General features: G+C 44.7%; 18 protein-coding genes and 1 pseudogene. 5 read left to right on the forward strand and 14 right to left on the reverse strand.

Annotated elements, in window-relative coordinates:
* Nucleotides 1-16 precede the first annotated feature (16 nt).
* The 3 genes from EIZ58_RS23315 to EIZ58_RS23325 all read right to left on the reverse strand — a co-directional run bounded on the left by EIZ58_RS23315 (nucleotide 17) and on the right by EIZ58_RS23325 (nucleotide 3,903).
* Nucleotides 17-1,678 (reverse strand): ATP-binding protein, encoded by a 1,662-nt coding sequence (locus EIZ58_RS23315; protein ID WP_167577906.1) that lies wholly within the window; start codon nucleotides 1,676-1,678, stop codon nucleotides 17-19.
* 161 nt (nucleotides 1,679-1,839) lie between these two features.
* Complete coding sequence (locus EIZ58_RS23320; protein ID WP_134703345.1) at nucleotides 1,840-3,306, reverse strand: NADP-dependent isocitrate dehydrogenase; 1,467 nt, start codon at nucleotides 3,304-3,306, stop codon at nucleotides 1,840-1,842.
* Between the two features lie 72 nt (nucleotides 3,307-3,378).
* Nucleotides 3,379-3,903: a CBO0543 family protein gene (locus EIZ58_RS23325; RefSeq protein WP_134703346.1), complete on the reverse strand. Its 525-nt coding sequence runs from the start codon at nucleotides 3,901-3,903 to the stop codon at nucleotides 3,379-3,381.
* A gap of 151 nt (nucleotides 3,904-4,054) precedes the next feature.
* Between EIZ58_RS23325 and EIZ58_RS23330 the strand changes: the two genes are divergently transcribed.
* Nucleotides 4,055-4,978: a phosphodiester glycosidase family protein gene (locus EIZ58_RS23330; protein WP_134703347.1), complete on the forward strand. Its 924-nt coding sequence runs from the start codon at nucleotides 4,055-4,057 to the stop codon at nucleotides 4,976-4,978.
* Nucleotides 4,979-5,024: 46 nt separating this feature from the next.
* On the opposite strand, the gene EIZ58_RS23335 is transcribed toward EIZ58_RS23330, so the two are convergent.
* Nucleotides 5,025-6,077, reverse strand: coding sequence for an LLM class flavin-dependent oxidoreductase (locus tag EIZ58_RS23335; protein ID WP_134703348.1), 1,053 nt, complete (start codon nucleotides 6,075-6,077; stop codon nucleotides 5,025-5,027).
* A 126-nt stretch (nucleotides 6,078-6,203) separates the two neighbouring features.
* Between EIZ58_RS23335 and EIZ58_RS23340 the strand changes: the two genes are divergently transcribed.
* Both EIZ58_RS23340 and EIZ58_RS23345 read left to right on the forward strand, forming a co-directional pair.
* Entirely contained in the window at nucleotides 6,204-7,019 is an 816-nt protein-coding gene (locus EIZ58_RS23340) for a hypothetical protein (protein WP_134703349.1), read from the forward strand.
* Nucleotides 7,000-7,587, forward strand: a complete 588-nt coding sequence (locus tag EIZ58_RS23345) for a hypothetical protein (protein WP_167577907.1) — start codon at nucleotides 7,000-7,002, stop codon at nucleotides 7,585-7,587. The genes EIZ58_RS23340 and EIZ58_RS23345 overlap by 20 nt, the downstream gene beginning before the upstream one ends.
* Before the next feature lie 352 nt (nucleotides 7,588-7,939).
* On the opposite strand, the pseudogene EIZ58_RS23350 reads toward EIZ58_RS23345, so the two are convergent.
* The 5 genes and pseudogenes from EIZ58_RS23350 to EIZ58_RS23370 all read right to left on the reverse strand — a co-directional run.
* A pseudogene (locus EIZ58_RS23350) lies at nucleotides 7,940-8,446 on the reverse strand (ATP-binding cassette domain-containing protein); the annotation flags it as partial.
* Between the two features lie 66 nt (nucleotides 8,447-8,512).
* Nucleotides 8,513-9,976, reverse strand: a complete 1,464-nt coding sequence (locus tag EIZ58_RS23355; protein WP_134703351.1) for an alkaline phosphatase PhoX — start codon at nucleotides 9,974-9,976, stop codon at nucleotides 8,513-8,515.
* Nucleotides 9,977-10,287: 311 nt separating this feature from the next.
* Nucleotides 10,288-11,022 (reverse strand): Cof-type HAD-IIB family hydrolase, encoded by a 735-nt coding sequence (locus EIZ58_RS23360; RefSeq protein ID WP_134703352.1) that lies wholly within the window; start codon nucleotides 11,020-11,022, stop codon nucleotides 10,288-10,290.
* 355 nt (nucleotides 11,023-11,377) lie between these two features.
* Nucleotides 11,378-11,809 carry a DUF1801 domain-containing protein gene (locus EIZ58_RS23365; RefSeq protein WP_134703353.1) on the reverse strand — a complete coding sequence of 144 codons (432 nt, stop codon included), beginning with the start codon at nucleotides 11,807-11,809 and terminating at the stop codon, nucleotides 11,378-11,380.
* A gap of 18 nt (nucleotides 11,810-11,827) precedes the next feature.
* The gene (locus EIZ58_RS23370) at nucleotides 11,828-12,121 is read right to left on the reverse strand and encodes a hypothetical protein (protein ID WP_134703354.1); all 294 of its coding nucleotides are present in this window, start codon (nucleotides 12,119-12,121) and stop codon (nucleotides 11,828-11,830) included.
* An 85-nt stretch (nucleotides 12,122-12,206) separates the two neighbouring features.
* Between EIZ58_RS23370 and EIZ58_RS23375 the strand changes: the two genes are divergently transcribed.
* A complete protein-coding gene (locus EIZ58_RS23375; RefSeq protein ID WP_167577908.1) occupies nucleotides 12,207-12,764 on the forward strand; it encodes a bifunctional transcriptional activator/DNA repair enzyme AdaA in 558 nt (185 codons plus the stop codon).
* Entirely contained in the window at nucleotides 12,761-13,657 is an 897-nt protein-coding gene (locus tag EIZ58_RS23380) for a DMT family transporter (protein WP_134703356.1), read from the forward strand. Before EIZ58_RS23375 ends, EIZ58_RS23380 begins: the two co-directional genes overlap by 4 nt.
* 29 nt (nucleotides 13,658-13,686) lie before the next feature.
* Here the strand turns inward: EIZ58_RS23380 and EIZ58_RS23385 are convergent, their stop codons facing one another.
* The 5 genes from EIZ58_RS23385 to EIZ58_RS23405 all read right to left on the reverse strand — a co-directional run bounded on the left by EIZ58_RS23385 (nucleotide 13,687) and on the right by EIZ58_RS23405 (nucleotide 17,901).
* Nucleotides 13,687-14,508, reverse strand: a complete 822-nt coding sequence (locus EIZ58_RS23385; RefSeq protein ID WP_134703357.1) for a stalk domain-containing protein — start codon at nucleotides 14,506-14,508, stop codon at nucleotides 13,687-13,689.
* 57 nt (nucleotides 14,509-14,565) lie between these two features.
* A complete protein-coding gene (locus tag EIZ58_RS23390) occupies nucleotides 14,566-15,495 on the reverse strand; it encodes an SDR family NAD(P)-dependent oxidoreductase (RefSeq protein WP_134703358.1) in 930 nt (309 codons plus the stop codon).
* Between the two features lie 95 nt (nucleotides 15,496-15,590).
* A complete protein-coding gene (locus tag EIZ58_RS23395; protein ID WP_134703359.1) occupies nucleotides 15,591-16,220 on the reverse strand; it encodes a TetR/AcrR family transcriptional regulator in 630 nt (209 codons plus the stop codon).
* Between the two features lie 342 nt (nucleotides 16,221-16,562).
* Entirely contained in the window at nucleotides 16,563-16,979 is a 417-nt protein-coding gene (locus EIZ58_RS23400) for a GlcG/HbpS family heme-binding protein (protein WP_134703360.1), read from the reverse strand.
* 94 nt (nucleotides 16,980-17,073) lie between these two features.
* Entirely contained in the window at nucleotides 17,074-17,901 is an 828-nt protein-coding gene (locus tag EIZ58_RS23405) for a formate dehydrogenase accessory protein FdhE (RefSeq protein ID WP_134703361.1), read from the reverse strand.
* Nucleotides 17,902-17,921 lie beyond the last annotated feature (20 nt).

Genomic DNA, 17,921 nt, shown 5'->3' on the forward strand with positions numbered 1-17,921 from the left:
TGTTTTTTGAACATATTTACTCCGTTTCTTCCCTTAACAAAGGAAACTCAAGTTGAACGGACGTTCCTTTGTTTAATTCGCTCATGATCTCGAAAGTCCCTCCGTGATTTTTAACGATTTGCCGGCAAATCATGACGCCCAAACCTGTTCCTTCTTTCTTAGTGGTAAAAAAAGGCTCACCTAACCTTTCGATTACGTCTTGAGGAATGCCGCAACCTTCGTCTCGCACAACAACAGAAATCCCTGTGTAATCTCTGTTGCTTACTTCTATGGTAATTTTTCCTCCTTGAGTCATCGACTCCATTGCATTTTTTAGAAGATTAATAAATAGCTGTTTCATTTGATTTTCTTCAGTATTCACGGTTTTTAAATCAGAATGATCAATGACCGAGACCTGAATATTTTTTAAATTTGCTTCTGCCTCTATGAAGTAAACGACGTTTTTTATGATTTGAGTAAGATCTGTAGCTTTGAACGAGACGCTCTGCGGTTTAGATAGCATGAGAAATTCGCTTACGATTAAGTTAATTCGACTGACCTCTTCAAGTAAAACTTTCGTATGGCGCTGATCAAGACTAGACTCCAGCAGCTGAATAAATCCCTTGATCGTTGTTAATGGATTACGTATTTCATGAGCCACACCAGCCGCTAATTGCCCTATGGCAGATAGCTTTTCTGATTGGCGGAGATACATTTCTAATTGTTTCGATTCGGTCAGGTCCTTGATGACCTCAAACAGGCCAATCACCTGGTGATCGATGATGATCGGAATGACTTTAATATCGATGTCTACAATATGACCATCCTTGTGAATGACAGAAATCTCGTATTCTTGCGTATGCCCCTCAAGGGCTTTTTGATGATGTTCTGTTCTAATTTTCATATCCTTTGGCACAATGAGAGAGGAAAATCCGAGCGACTTGAGCTCAGCTACCGTGTATCCCACAATTTTTTCGATCAAGTCATTGCCCTTTATAATCTTCTGCTTCAAATCCACTTCCAGCATCCCCACATTATTATAGTCAAAAATAGACTGATACTTTTGCTTCGACACGCGGATAGAACTGAATTGCCTAAAAATGAAATATAAAATGATAATGAATAGAAAAACGAGGAGAATGGAACGGAAAAAGATAAGCAAGCTAATCGTTTCGGTATACTTCTCTTCAATTTGTCTTCGCTTTGCTTCTATTATGATGTGGGTATCCGTAAAGGATTGTTTAAAAAAATCAAAAGCTTCTTTTCCTTTCTCCATTGACTCTTGGCTAGGATGGATCCCTTGGTGTGTTAATTGCACCTGATAGTTTCCATAATGGGAATACCAATGTTCCCCCCTCTGGACTAGACCCTCTACATGTTCCGCAAGAGAGGGATACGCTTGGAGCTTCAGCGACAAGCCTTTCTCGATCTCGTCAAAAGCTTGTTTCCCTTCATGAAATGGCTCTAAAAACCTAGGGTCCCCCGTTAAATTAAACCCTCTTTGCCCGCTCTGTTGGTTTAGGACAGAGATGTACAGTTCATTTATATCACGATGGATGTCATTAATCTCTTTCTGTAGCATTTTTTCCTTTTCAATCACATGCAGCATATAAGTATGACTCGTAATAATGAAAACCGTAAATAAAGTCCCCCAAAAAACGAAGGGAGCATAAAACTGTGTAGCTCTCCACTTCAACATCGCTGATTTCCCCTTAATACTGCACAAAGGTTGGTATATATACCAAAAATGATACCTTGTACTTAACATAAAATCAAACAAATATTTTGCAAATTTCAAAGATTCTATATGTCAATCCAAAAGTGAAGGTGCCCTTTTAGGACACCTTCTTTTATAAATCCCTATTGCCCTTGCCCTAACGAATATCCCAACTCTCCGTCGAAACGGTACAAGTTCTCCACTTTTATAAAATCGAGTCCTGCTTGCTCTACTCGACTTAATAGTCCAAGGATATCTTCATTGGTAACAGCTTCCTGTTCCTCGCTTTTCTGAAAACGACAACGCCAGTGATCTGTCGTAAAAGTTTCCGGAAAGCTGTTGGGATAAACCTTGACACCTCGATTGGTAATCACAGCGAGTTCAAAATCATCACCAGCAAGCTCTGTCATTTTTTCACCCATCTCATCGGGGGTGAGCTCATTATTGAATAAAAAAACATCGACCCCATCTAATTCCCGGACGACATCCGCCGGCGGGCGATCCTTGACCATCGGAGCTAGCTGGAATTCTGTTGCACCTTCCGGCTCTTTTTCAAGAGTATAATTCACAGGTTCAAAGCTTGTAGGCTTCTGCCCGAGTCGTGCAATTACGGCTTCAGCAAATTCCATAGTCCCCACGGAAGTGCCTCCTTTGGCGATATCCCCCGTGTGAACCCCATCTTCGATCGTTTTCAGCCAGGCATTGTGAATGCGCGCGGCTACTTCTGGTTGTCCAATGTGGACGAGCATCATTATCGCACCATGAATCAACCCTGACGGGTTAGCGATTCCTTTCCCGGCTATGTCAGGAGCACTGCCATGAATCGCCTCAAACATGGCAACATGGTCCCCGATATTTGCTGAACCTGCCAATCCCACACTGCCTGTGATTTGAGCTGCTACATCAGAGGCAATATCTCCATAAAGATTAGGCATCACGATCACATCAAAGTCCTGTGGAGTATCCGCAATTTTTGCCATTCCAATATCTATGATCCAATGCTCAGTTTCCAGCTGAGGGTATTCTTTCGCAACCTCGTTAAACACCTTGTGAAAAAGGCCATCAGTTAGCTTCATGATATTATCTTTGGTAAAGCAGGTGACTTTCTTCCGATTGTTCTTTCTTGCATATTCAAAAGCATATCGAATAATCTTTTCGCAGCCTGGACGAGTAATGAGCTTCAGACACTGAACGACCTCTGGGGTTTGCTGATGTTCAATACCTGCATAGAGATCTTCTTCATTTTCACGAATAATGACGATGTTCATATTAGGGTGCTTGGTTTTGACAAATGGCGCATACGAAACATTCGGCCTCACATTAGCATACAATCCCAAGGTTTTTCGAATTGTTACGTTAAGGCTCTTGTAACCGCCCCCTTGTGGGGTCGTAATCGGTCCTTTGAAAAAAACCTTGGTTCGTCTTAATGATTCCCAATCGTCTTCGGTAATCCCCGACGAATGACCAGCTAAATACACTTTTTCCCCTATATCAATAAACTCCGGCTCAATCATGGCTCCCGCTTGTTCTAAGATTTTTAGCGTGGCATCCATAATCTCAGGACCGATTCCATCTCCTCTTGCAATCGTAATCGCACGTTTTTGCGGCATAAGTGACATCTTCCTTTTCTGGTTGTAGGTTGAATTGAAAGTTTAAAGATCTCAGTAATATTGTTCCTTGAACTACTTCATCTTATCTATGCTAAATCCATAATAATGAAGAATCAAAGTTGTAATCCCTATCGCTAACCCCCAGGCTAGGCGCGGATTCTTATGGTGAAGTGGAATGATAATGAACATGGCGAAAACAAAGGGTATCGAATGCCAAAATTCCCACCCGTTGTGATAAGTAATATACCCAGTCCGAAACCCAATAAATTCTATGGACAAGTAGAGGATCACCCAAAATAGAAAATGGGCGGTTCGTTTCCACCAAGAATTCGTCTTAAAAAACTTGTATAGATATATTAAGATCGTTGAAGGGTAACCAACAAACATGATGAGTAAAGAAATAATAGTATGATTAGGAAGAAGCCCTTGAAGCATTTTCTCATGGAAAGTCCACAATTGATGATCATAGGACAAGAAGTTATGTAGAAAATCACATAGGATGATAAAGAGAATGGTGGGATAATACTTCTCCCCATTTCGCCAATCGCCCCATCGGTAAGCAGCCAATAACAGCAAGACATTATAAATAATATGCATGGCTCGTCAGTCCTCAGTTTACAATTTATTATAGATTTTGCCATTTTCTTCTACTCCATCCGTGTTCGAAAAAAAGAGTAGTACAATGACACAACCCTAAACTAACGGGATTGCATACTCTATTAAAAAGAAAGCTGGTGATAAAATAGAAATGGCCATTACTGTAACCCATACACGAGTACGATGGACCTCTCAGCATGGAGTGCAAGTCGCACCAAAACAAGCCGATGGAAAACTCCCCTATAGCGGAGACTATGCCGCATCCAATGGTTGGACGGACATCCGGTATTTTTATGTTGATTTTAAAAATTACGAAATGGATATTGTAATTAAACCCGACCATACCGTTCCTCAAATCGCTTCGGATGCGGGAGCAGAACTGGCCATTAATGGTCCCTTCTCCTATAACGTCCGACCGATTGGCTTCATCGTTAAAGACGGAAAACTAATCAATGACACCGTATCCGCCGAGAAATGGGCCGACTTTATCCTTTATCAAGACCATAGTATGAAGGTGGATCAACTCAATCGAAATGCCCTGCAAGGCATTAAAATAGCCTTTTCTTCTACCCCTCAGCTTGTAAAGAATGGTAAAATTTATGTGAACACAGCTGGCGAAGGAACACCACCTGACGTTTATGCGAATCGCAGGCCAAGAACAGGACTGGGCTTTACCCAGGACCAACGTTTGCTTGTTATCGTTGTAGATGGCGATTCCACATGGGACGCAGGGCTGCGGGTGGATGAATTGGCTGCCGTGATGATCTACTTGGGAGCAGTGGAAGCACTGAATGCTGATGGCGGTGAATCCAGTGTTATGGTCCAATATGGCCAACCTATCAGCGCCAATAAAGATCAACGAAAGCTTGGAGCCGCCATTTTATTCCACCCCAAGACTTCCCCGGCTGATCTCTATCCGCCGAATACACCCCAATGGAAAATCGATTCCGTAGAGTGGATGTACGACGAAGGCTTATTAACCGATCCAGCCTGGAAGAAAACAATCGACCAAGCTCTCCCGCTCTGGGCAGTGGCTATTGTGTTGCGTAAGCTTTATGAAAAACTTAAGCCTTAAAAAGAAAAGAGCATCGAATGAGTGTCGATGCTCCTTCTCTTTTCAATTAATTCCCTTCGGCTTCCCAGCGAGAAACCTCGGCTCTCACGCGAGGCGCAACTTCCTTCCCCAACAGCTCAATGGCGTTCATGACCTCTTGATGAGGCATCGAACCGACGGGTAAATGAAGCATAAAACGCGTAATGCCCACCTGCTTGCGCAGGTGGATAATTTTTTCCGCCACCGTTTCCGGATCCCCTACATATAGCGCTCCTTCAAATCTTCGCGCAGCATCAAACGCTCTTCGGTCGTAATGCCCCCATCCTCGCTCTTTTCCGAGTACGTTCATCACATACTGAGTCGATGGGAAAAACTTGTCCGCTGCGGTTGCCGTATCCTCTGCAATGAAGCCGTGCGAATGAGAACCAACCGGGAGCTTAGATGGATCATGACCCGCCTGGGCTGCTGCTTTCTTATAAAGCTGCACTAACGGAGCAAACTGTAGAGGACTTCCACCAATGATGGCTAGGACGAGCGGTAACCCGAGCAAGCCTGCGCGAATGACAGATTCCGCGTTACCGCCACTGCCAATCCAGATCGGCAAAGGGTTCTGCACCGGTCGCGGATATACCCCTAAAGTATTAATGGCCGGCCGATGCCCACCCTTCCAGGTCACCTTTTCTGAAGCCCGAATCTTCAATAACAGTTCGAGCTTTTCTTCGAACAGCGCATCATAATCCTTTAGATCGTATCCAAACAAAGGAAAGGATTCGATAAACGACCCGCGTCCTGCCATGATCTCTGCCCGTCCATTGGATATCCCGTCTACCGTAGCGAAATCCTGAAATACCCGTACAGGATCCGCCGACGAAAGGACCGTAACGGCACTTGTCAGCCGGATTCGCTTGGTTTGAGAAGCTGCTGCAGCTAAGACCACCGCCGGATTCGATGCCGCAAAATCTTGACGATGATGCTCACCTACGCCAAAAACATCCAACCCGACTTGGTCGGCAAGAATAATTTCTTCTACAACATGACGCAACCGCTCTGCATGACTCAAGACTTCGCCGGTCCGAACGTCCGGTGTCGTCTCTACGAACGTACTAATCCCTATTTCCATTTTGTATGCCCCCTTATGTCGCCCTTAACTTCTATCCTTATTTTGCCGTTTTGCCTGACTAATTTCAAGTAAGTGAAACATATCGACACCGGTTCTCGTCTAACCCTAAGAAAGTGAGGGATGCAGATGAATCGCACAAAAATAGGACTCGGCCTCTTTGTCCTTGTTCTGCTATGGGTTGGTAATCTTGCCTACTTCCAACGCCATCAACTCAATGAGCCCCTTTTTATGAAGCATTATTACGATATAGGGACTTTAGGAGATCAACTGAATGTTGAGCTGTATTACTTGGTGAATCATAATGAAGACGTAGGAATCTACAATGTAAGGATACCTTCGCTTAACCACGATCTCTACCCGACGTGGGAACACGAACGCAGCCGGTCACGGTACCATAAAGTCAAGAGCGTACGATTCGAATGGAATGAAGCGATGCTAAACGATCTTGGCGCTCAGGAAAAGATCACGGAGCTCGAAGTGCAATTCTCCGATGGTACTCGTCAACTCGTGGACATTGGTGAAATCTTGATCCGCCGAATAGAAGGTGAAGACCCCTATATCCATACTCAGTCCAGTGGGGGATCCTCGGATAACACCGGCTTTTCACATTTTAGAGAAAAAGAAACCTTGAAGCCGATTCGTATCAAGCATTTACCACCTGGTCTCGATTCCAACGTTTTAACCTTTAGAGTCAACGGTCAAGATCTTGGAGGCGAGGTCGATCCCATTCATTTCGATTTTAAGCCATACCTAGAAGTGAACTATGCTTTCAAGTTTTCCAAGGATGACCCGAGAGCGCAACATATCTATGGAAGCATGTCTGTCGTCGAAGTACAAACAGAAGATGGGCAGCTAAAAGAAGGGCTGATGTTTATCAACTATACCCCCAATTGGAGTATAGATGACATACGAGCGATCCTCGATGAAAGGAGAGAGAGCTAAAATGATGGCAGATGCCTTTCAACGCATTTTCATAGGATTGCTGCTTGTGTTACTAGACTTTCGTTTACAATATGTTGATATCCTCCCGGACTTTATTGGGTACATCCTCGTTTTTCGGGCCTTGGGTACACTAGCCGGACAGCACTCCTATTTTTTGAAAGCCCGTCCTTTTACCCTAACCTTGATTTTCTTGTCACTAACGTCCTTAGTCGTCACCCCTGGCATGAATCTATTAGAGGATCCGCCCTCCAGCCAAGATCTGGGTTGGTCTTTGTTGGGGCAAGTCCTAATTGTACTCGACCTTTTTATGCTCTACTGGTTGTGTAAAGGAATTGGCGAGCTTGCTATGCAAAGAGAACTTAAACAACTCCAGGAAAAAGCAGAATATCGATGGAAATTCTACTTCCTCGCAACTGCCGTAATGCTCGTTTATACCCCTTTTTCCATCAACGTAGAGCCGGCTTTTAACCTCGTTATGTTTCCTCTGGTCATCCTCCTGTTTTCGGCTATGATTCTTTTGTTGGGGCTGGTGCGGATGGCGCGAAAGGAATTAGTGGATGAAGGATAGAGGGTGTCTGATTAAAACATACCCTACCACCTATTCTCAACCACCTACAATTCGAGTTGCCGGTAAAGAGGCTTCAGTTGCTGGTAAGAGGAACGGAGTCGCTGGTAAATGAAGAAAGTTGCCGGTATTTCTCCTCGGCTCGAATACGGCATGAAGAATTTTTAACACTGACTGAACCATTTCCACATTAGTTGATCAGATACCCCCTCCCCCTTCCGCTTGAATGCACATTCTTCTTTTCTAGTTGACGGTATTACAGGAAAAATAGCCGGTAGACATGCCAGAGTTGCTGATAAACCTACCAAAGTCGCCGGTAAACTACCGATTCTCGCCAATAACGGACCTCCGGATGCTAACAAGGTAACTGCTGCATCAACGACTCATGATCTCCTCGCTCCACAATTTCTCCACGATCTAGGACAAGGATCAAGTCGGCGCTTTTAATCGTCGACAGTCGATGCGCGATAACAAAAGTCGTTCGCCCTTTCTTCACAACCTCCAACGCATCTTGAATTAACGCTTCCGTTTCCGTATCAATATTCGAAGTGGCTTCATCTAAGATTAAAATGGCTGGGTCAAAGGCAAGAGCCCGGGCAAAGGAAATTAGCTGCCGCTGACCCGCAGACAGGGTGCTTCCTTTCTCCATCACTGGCTCATCGATCCCTTGCGGCAGATGTACGAGCAAGCGAGTGGCCCCCACAGAGGCTAAAGCTTCTTCTACCTGCTCACGAGTAATTGTAGGATCATTCAAAGACACATTGGAAGCGATCGTTCCAGTGAATAAGAACGGATCTTGGAGCACGATCCCCATATGCTGGCGCATCATCTGTTTTGGCCATTTCCGAATATCCACGCCGTCTTTGAAGGTCCAAAAAGTATACAAATAAGCTCTCTTCAATCGTTCGAAGAGAGCTTATTTACACGATTAAATCGTGACACCATGGCGATCAAGAACAGCAGCTGCCAAAGGAGAGATTCCTTTTTCTTCCGCATACTGAGCAACTTTGTCCGAAATTTGCGGTGCAAATCCAGCAGGAGGCGCAGCATGACTCATGGAAAACTGGCGAGCCGAATTTCTCCGAGCAAAGGGTCCCCAAACCGCAATTGTAAAACCAGGACTTTGCATATTCACGAACATGGTTTTTCCGTCAGGGGAGAAACAAACCCCAGCGAATTCCGAGTTGTTAAATACATTTTGTGCAAACTCATACACGTTGCCCTCTGGCGTTAAACCGATAATCCGGTCCCCGCGTGGGTTGCCATCTTCAGCAATCCATAGGTCTCCCCAAGGCGTAATCGTTACATTATCCGGTGCATGCAATTGATTCGTATCTTGAGACTCAAAGAAAAGCTCTAATGTGTTCGTCGCTGGGAAATAACGATACACTCGTCCAAACCTTCCTGACGCGGTTGTGGTTCTTGCACTGGTATCATCAAACCAGAGTGCCCCTCCTCCAAACCAAGAGCCTTCGAGACGAGTAAATCGAATACAGCCAAGATCTCTCGCATCTTCTTTCGCACGCTCAGGATTGACTTGCTTCCAAACCACTCCCACCGTTTGTCCTGGTGTAAAGTTACTTGCTGAGTTGTTTGGAAGTTCATCCAACGCAGCAGCTTCCAAAATTCCTCCTTCTTGAAGGGAGCCTAGCTTTTGACTGCGGTTATGAGGGGTAAAACGGTATAAAAAGGAAGGCTCACTATCTTCCGTTAAGTACCATATTCCTGTAGATGGATCTACACTGCATGCTTCATGGGAGAAATATCCCATGTCGCGAATAGGCGTTCTAGACATTTCATTTTCTGGGTCAAGTGGGTTAACTTCAAAAACGAAGCCATGTCCCATCTCTCTCGTTTCTTCACAGGTTAACCAGGTTCCCCAAGTGGAAGCACCGCCTGCACAGTTACGGATGTTTCCTGAGTTGGTGACGTACTCCTCCACCACTTCGCGGTCAGGAGTAACAATGAGAGCTGTTGTTCCACCTGCTGCCCCTTTGCTCCAGGGGTTTTTACCATTTACCGGGAATTGGTGATTCGTCCCACACTCATGATTTCGCACAAGGATCGTTGTATTTTTTGCCCCTTGATACGCGGCCATTCCATCCAGCAGACCGGGAACCAGATCACCATTTCCATTTGCCATAGGTTGTCCGGTTGTCGATATGATTTTGTACTGGAAGCCTTGCGGGAGGTCAAGAAAACCCATGGGGTCTTTAACTAAGGGACCATACCCGCCCGCACCGCTCGTGGGATTGTTTGCTTTTCCTTCAGCAGCTAGAATACTAGCTTGTCCACCTAGAGAGAATAAGCCCGTTGAGCCTAAGGTTAAGGCCAGCGTACTCATTCCACCCACTCTTAGAAAATCCCGTCTGTTCATACCACTATTTTTCATTTGCATTGCCTCCTCCTTTTATTTAGGATGCTAACTCCTATATAAAAGGCTAACAAATGAAGTTTAAACACTTATATAAAAACTATTAAGATATTGTTAGTGGTAGAAAAATAGTAAAATAGTACCTATATCATGAAGATAAAAGGGGATATATCCTTAGACTTATAGGTTAGTGGACCTGGATGATATGGACTTTTAGGAAGATGAAAATTACCCATAAAAATAAAACTGTGACTAAGGTAATGGAAACCATACAAGAGAATCTCTTTTATGTAACTTTTTTGTAAAATCTTTCTCTACTTCATGTAAATCTATAGAACCCAATGCTTAATCGCATTCGCTACCCCAGCTTCCTCATTGGTGTCGGTAATCCAATCTGCCGCTCGCTTGAGTTCTTCTTGAGCATTGCCCATGGCAATTCCGCAACCGACTGCCTTGATCATCTCCAAATCATTAAGACTGTCCCCCATGGCGATAACCTGTTTCATTCCAATTCCTAGCTGCTCGCAAACATACTGAAGTCCTCTGGCCTTATGAACGCCCCTTGTATTAATTTCCAAATTCATTGGAGTGGAGCTTGTGATCTCCAGTTCACCAGTATCTGCAAGAAGACTGGCTATTTTTTCTTTCTTTTGCATGGTATCCAATTCAAAACCAAACTTCAGCCAATGTCGAGAAAAAATATCTTCTGGCATTTCACCGGACCAGATGCGGTCCGTAGAGATCGCCCAAAAACGCGTTTCGTAAGCTTGTGCCATTTCGTACATTTGGCCGACAAGAGAAGCTGTCAAGATATGCTGCTGTAGCAGGTTCCCTTTATTGTCCCAGACTTCTGCACCATTGGAGGTCACCAGGTAGGAATCCAACTGCAGAGACTTAGCATACTCCCGGCAAGTGATGATAGATCTCCCCGTACTCAACACGACATGGATTCCTTTTTGCTTCGCTAGTTGGATGGCCTGATGATTCTCCTCTGGAATCACCCCTCGATCATTGAGCAACGTACCGTCAATATCTAATGCAATCAGCTTAAGGTCTTGTATCACTTTTTGTCTCCCTCCCTAAAACAGTGAGCTTTACCTTCCACGCTCCCAATCTCCCATTTCCATACTCCGGCTTTTTCCAAAGTGAGTAGGAGGGAACAATGTCGCAACTGAAGCGGCTGCTCACTAACTTTTTGAAAATTAAAGGTTGCTTCTGAAAAGCCCGGAACGTCAATATGGTCAAGAATCAATCTCATCTGTTCCCTAGCTTCTTGATGGAGAGCAGTATCTGTTCCCAGTTTAACTGACTCAAAAGCTCTTACGATGGTTTGTTCAGGTCCATACGCTTGAATTCTATTATATGAAAAATTCACCAGAAGAAGTAGGGGTAGAAGTAGAAAGACTAGTCGTGCCTTTTTCATTCCCGAGCTTTACTCGAATATCGATGTTGCAACAGATCCATAGAGTGAATAATCAGTGCTCTTAGTACCTCCACATCAATATCTGCTACCTTATTAATATATACACAGCCTTTACCCGCTTTATGTTTTCCAAGACGAGCGAGCCATTCTTCTCTTTCGATGTCTCCCGGTGCAAGGTACAAGCTGAAATTGGCCTTTCGAGGGGAAAAGCCTACTAAAGGTGCATCGCCTTCATGACCGGATTCATATTTATAATGATAAGCTCCAAATCCGATGATGCTTGTTCCCCACATCTTCGCTGGATAGCCGGTCGTTTCCGTGAAGATATCTAGTAACCGATAAGCATCCTCCCGTTTCTTCGGATTTTCCACTTGTTCAATAAACGCAAGGACACTATTGTCATTCTCTTTGGTTTTTAGCTCGTACATGAGATCACTTCCCCTATGCTAGAAATAATAGATTATACTTAAGCCATTATTCTCAAAATACTTCTGTTCAATCCTTAACAGCTGATTTCTTGTATTCGTTAAGAAGCAAGCCTCACAACTCAGAATGTCAATGTATCCTCTATCAATGTAAATGGCATCTTGTTCTGGATTGAGCGACAAGGCATGGTCGGCAATTTCCGTTAACTTGGGTTCATCCAAATAATTCGCTTGAATGACATAACATTCATCACCGATATATACCCATTTTTGCGTATTCAAGTGATGCTCGTACCCGCAGTCCTTACATTTCATGGCGACCTCCTTCGAATTAAAAAGCAATAAACCGAATGCACAAACCAATTCCTTTATGATAAAACAAAGAAAGAGAGGTGAGCTGATGAACCCATTAAATGATGAGATCAAGTGGTCAGCCGTCAAGAACTGTAGTCAGGAGTATGACGGGATCTTTTTCTACGCAGTCCGATCCACGAAAATTTGCTGTCGCCCATCTTGTAAATCTCGTACACCCTTGAGAAGAAATGTGTCATTCTTCTCCAATTTATACCAAGCCATCCAGAAGGGCTATCGTCCGTGCAAACGATGTCGTCCTGATCTAATCGATCCCCCTAGCAATGATAGGCTTATTGAGGCTACGATTCAGCTGATAGAGCGAGAATACCGAACCACTTTAACTTTAGACAGGATCGCAGCAGAAGTTGGCATGAGTAAGTTTCACCTGCAGCGCCTGTTCAAGAAAGCAACAGGAAAAACGCCATTGGAGTATATCACGGCTTTACGATTGCAAGAAGCATCTGTGCTGCTGCATTCCACGGATCACACCATTACGGACATCGCCCATTTGTTGGGGTATAAGAGCTCCGCTCATTTCGCAAGCCTCTTTCTTCAGCATATCGGGATGTCCCCAACCACTTATAGAGAAGGTAGGTTCCTATGAAAATCAAAGACATCACCGCCCTTTTTGCACTTGCTGCCTTATGGGGCGCATCCTTTTTATTCATTCGCATCGCTTCACCCGTATTAGGCCCCTTCCTTACGATTCAAGGCCGGGTGACTCTCGCTGTTCTTGCCCTTCTCCTTTACCTGACGCTGCTAGGGAATTCTGCAGGTTTTAGACAGCGCTGGAAGCAATATCTCATGATCGGAGCCCTTAATGCCGCCATTCCGTTTATGCTCATCGCTGCAGCGGCGCTTTATCTGAACGCATCGATGTCCGCCATACTGAACTCATTGACACCATTATTTACGGCCCTTGTGGTTTGGGTCTGGATGAAAGAGAAGCTCTCCCTCCGCAAATGGATGGGCATTCTGACTGGTATTATTGGAGTGATGGTTCTTGTGGGATGGAGCCCCATCCCCTTTACGCCTGAAGTTATGATGGCGATCGGGTTATCCATTTTATCCACCATTTCGTATGGGTTTGCAGGGGTGTATGCTAAAAAAACGTTTGCCGGGGTGCCACCCCTATCACTGGCGATTGGACAACAAGCAGGGGCCGCCCTGTTGCTTTTCCCCTTCACGTTGGGGTATTTACCTTCTTCCACAGAGCATGTGACAGGTGTGGTTGTCTTTTCCGTCTTAGGTTTGGCACTCTTCTGCACAGCCATAGCCTACCTTCTTTACTTCTATCTAATAGAAAGCGTTGGGCCAACCAAAACCTTAAGCGTTACATTTCTCATTCCCTTGTTCGGGATGATATGGGGTGTGATTTTTTTGAAAGAGGAAATTACTGCAGGCATGGTTGGCGGACTGATCATCATTTTATCTAGTATATTCTTGATCTCAGATCTTCCGTTCAAGTCTTCTGCGAACAAGCGAGCAGCTGCCTAAGTGCAGCTGCTTCCTTAAAAACCATGCGTTTACCCTTCCCACATCAAAACTGGCACATTTTTATCTGTTGGCTTATACAGATCGATTCGGTTTGGTGCCCCTTCTCGAAAGATCCCTTTTGAATTCCAATTCAGATCCCCTCTGTCATTTCCTACGGCAATCCTCACATTTTGGCCTATAGGCAGGATGAAACCCATGGGGAACACATAGCTTCCATTTTTCTGAAACTCTTTTAGGTACCAGCCAGATAAATCCAGCTCCTTATCTGAGACATTGGTCAGGGTGATCATTTTCTGCAGTGGATCCGCGTTAATAAACATCAGACGGGGTTGACCTGGGAACCCTAGTGCCTTACTTACATTACTCATCGGATCGGAAGCATAACTCTTTAGGATTTCGGATGCTGGGGTATGTACATTGTTTTCTGGTGAACGAATAATGACACTTTTCGCCGTTCCGTTCCAGAGAAGATTGGCATCGAAGGCCTCCGCTACCATTCGCAAGGGTATATAGGTCACCCCATTGCGTATGATGGGTAAAGTTTTCAATGTAATGGTTTGATCATTTTCCTTCGCCGTTAATTCCCCTATCTTATACGTGACTTGAGTCGTTCCCTTCGTCGCCACAATGGTTTTCGTCGTAGCCTCGTATTGGACCTCTGCACCAAAGCGTTCAAAAATGGCTCTTAACGGGACCATGGTGGACCCCTTTTCGATGAGGGCACTCGTGCTCAGCTTTTGCCCATTGATCTGGACAGAAGGTGATCCCTTGACGTCTGCAGCCTGAGCATAATGGATGAATACGGTTAAGGTTAACATCAGGGCCAAGGACCCTATACATTTTTTAAGCATAAACGTTTTCACCTCCTCTAGTTAACACATTTCGATGATTAGACGAGGGTGATCGGCCTAAAGTTTCATCCAGGCAATGGTTTGTTCTAATCCTAAACGATAGGGTGTTCGCGGCAGAGGTCCTACTTCTCTTTCAAACTTTTCCCCACTTAAAACGACGGGGCTTTCAGTTAAATACATCATCTCGACAACCTCTCTCATCGCAGGCGAAAACAATCCCATCAAGCGAATAAGCATAGTGGATACCGATCGCACGCTTCCTTTGAATCCCGTAATATCACGTAGGATATCCATCAACTCTTCTCCTGTGACCGGATGTGCGGCCGGAATGTTCCAGTTTTGGTTATAGGCTTGAGGATCGAATGCCAAATCCACCATCACCTTCGCTCCGTCAAAAGTAAAGAGAAATTCTCTCGCCACTTTGGTACTGCCGACAAAATTGGCGGTTTTATTCTGAACGACGCCTTTTAGCGTTTCGTGAAGGATCGTATTCTCTGCATTGGGACCATAAAGATCGGGTAGATGAACGATGAGAGTCGGTACAGAACTGTCCTTCAGCTTGTTCTCCATGCTTAACCGAAGCTTTCCTTTTTTCGTATGAGGCTCTTTTACGGCTTCTTCTGTCACCCGTGGCGTGTTTTGCTTACCATAGGCATAAATATTGTCTACATAAGCAACCCTCGCTTGCTCGGTTTTCGCTGCGTTTAGCACGTTCTCAAGACAGGCTACATGCTTCGTTTCCCACTCCGGATACGGAAAGCTTACAGCGTGAAAAATAACATCCGCCCCTTTGGCGGCCTGGTGTAGCGAACTCTGATTCAAGACATCCCCGGGGATAAGAGTGACTTTTCGTTGATTTTGAAAAAGTGTCTCGAGCCTCTCCTTTCTCCTTGCAAAAGCCACCACGTCCACTCCTCTTGAAGCAAGCTCACAAGTTAAGGCATAACCCATTCCTCCGGAAGCCCCTACGACTAATGCTTTCTTCATGTCCGCACCTCCAAATAAGTTAACTGTTGTTAATAATTTAACTTCAATACACGTTTTGTGTCAACAGAAAAAAACAGAACCCCAGGGGCTCTGCTTTAGATTTTGATTAATTTGAGGTGAAGCCGATACATCTCCATGATATCCTTCGTTTGGCAAAGATGCGAGGTGAGAAACGCCCCATAAAAGATAGTGAACAACACATTAACCATCTCATCCGAAGTTAGATCAGTCCTTAGTTCATGAGCGGCCTTCCCCTCTTCTACATAATGAAAGAAAAACGCAGCTAAATCGGGAGGCTCTGCATGTACTAGGTCCTCATGTCCCGGGAAAAAGAGGTGTATTTCAGCTTCACTCAACGTTGGCATATGGGGGTGCATCCTTTGTTCCGCTAGAAAACTAATTAAGCTCAACATCAAGCCTGGTCGTTCCTCCGACCCATCTGCAATGGATTGAAACAAATATTCGATGGCGGCCACGCCCTTCCTTGGTTCGAGATGAAGTTCAAGCAAGCGTTGAGACAACCAGATCCTCATGAAGTAAACCAGCAGGTCCTCCTTCTGAGGAAAAAACTTAAAAAACGTAACTTTAGAAATTTCCGCTTTCCTGCACAATTCTTCTAAATTAACTTCCCTAAAGGTATTTTCACCGATTAGACTAAGCCCTGCTTCTAACAGTGAAATCTTGCCTCTAGCTTTCTTTATCTCGCGTAAGGAATACTCCTTCAAAGTCGTTAACTCCTTTATTCTAATGATAGTTATAAGTTAACTGGAGTTAAGGAATTAGTCAAACGGAACTCTGCATTTTATCGTTAAAACCAACTTGAACCTGGCAGATCGCTCGGTTGAGGTACCGCAAGACTGTGCGGTTTTTGTATGAATGAAACGGCCGGGCATTTGATTAAGTTCCAACTTTGGTGCCGGGTATACTCATAGAGCCATAAGCCTTACTCACATACTATAGGAATTACCTTTTGCTCACACAATGAATGGTTTTACTCACAATCCAGTGATCATTACAAAGAAAAAGCACTGGGCTCTTATTACCCCAGTGCACGTCTACCAACCCTATTATTCAATGCCCCCATCAACCACAAGTTGCGCGATATACTCTGTAATGGCCTGATCCTCGCTGGCCGCGAGACCGCTGACACCTACACAACCGAGAATCTTCCCACTGCTATCCTTCAATGGGTTTCCACCAGGAAGGGCGGTAAATTCAGGGTCACAAAAATAACCAATATCTAGGTTGTCTTGACGCAATCTCGCTAGGAAGGCATCTGTTGGGATCCCCATACGGGCAGCTGTGTAAGCTTTAGATTGAGAAATGCGGATACTGCGGAGCGGAGCACCATCCATGCGGTCAAAAGTTAGGAGAGCGCCTGTTGGATCACAAACTGCGATACAAATCGGACGGCCAAAATCTTGAATGGCTTTTGCTTTCCCGATCTCTATCAACTTCTTAGCTAGATTCAATGTTAGTTCCATGCTGAGTTCCCTCCTTAGATCTGTGCAGAAATTACCATCTTAATGATTGTACCGCATTTTTCCAATCTTTCAACATTTTAATTTAAAGGACTCTTCAATAACGACTATATCCATGCTCCTGAGCCATCAAATCTAGGTGGATGGTTGCGACATCCTCTATTAAGAGGTGAGGATATTCTTGCGCAGACAGGGCATTCACTCCTTTTACATAGCTATGGCACTTCTCGCATACATCGACACGATATTTAGACTCCCCTTCTCGGTATAAATAATCTAATGTATGATAATCGCGATTGTGACACTGCGGACAACCGACTCGGGAGAACACCCAGTCACAAGCACAGGATCCGCAGCGCAAAAACCTGAACTTCTCCGAGTCCCGGTACTCTGCCATGATAGGATGAGAACCGCACACGGGACAATACCCTTGATTCCAGTCATCGATTGAAAAACCTCTCGTCCACTCTTTATTGATCTGGTTTAAGGTAGGCAACAAGCTGTATTGCACCAAGAGCGCAAGCATGTCCGGTTCTAATTCATATCGATGAGTAAAAGAAGCAAAAAGCGGTTCATCATTCGTTAACCCAGACCACAAGAGGGCATCCACTTCTTCATCCGCAATGGTTTTACCAAACTTTTTCAACCCTCGCTTGGCCTTCCCCACCCCATCCCATTGCAGTAGTTCGTAAAAAAGGCAGCGAGCAAACGAAAGATCCACTCGGTCCTCCCATCCTTTTATGAGATAGTCTCCGCAGGCGAGCTTATCGGCCTTTAGTTCCTCTTCCACGGACGGGACGATACTTTGGTCTGGACTCCACTTCAACATCCGCTTGATCAAGTCCAGCTGGATATCGGCAAGCCCCTTTATGGATTTATGTTGAGACTTCAGCTTCTTCACGCGTTGTTCCACATCGGTCAGCATCGCAACTCTCTCCTCTCGTA

It is taken from the genome of Ammoniphilus sp. YIM 78166, assembly GCF_004522215.1.
GTDB lineage: Bacteria > Bacillota > Bacilli > Aneurinibacillales > RAOX-1 > YIM-78166.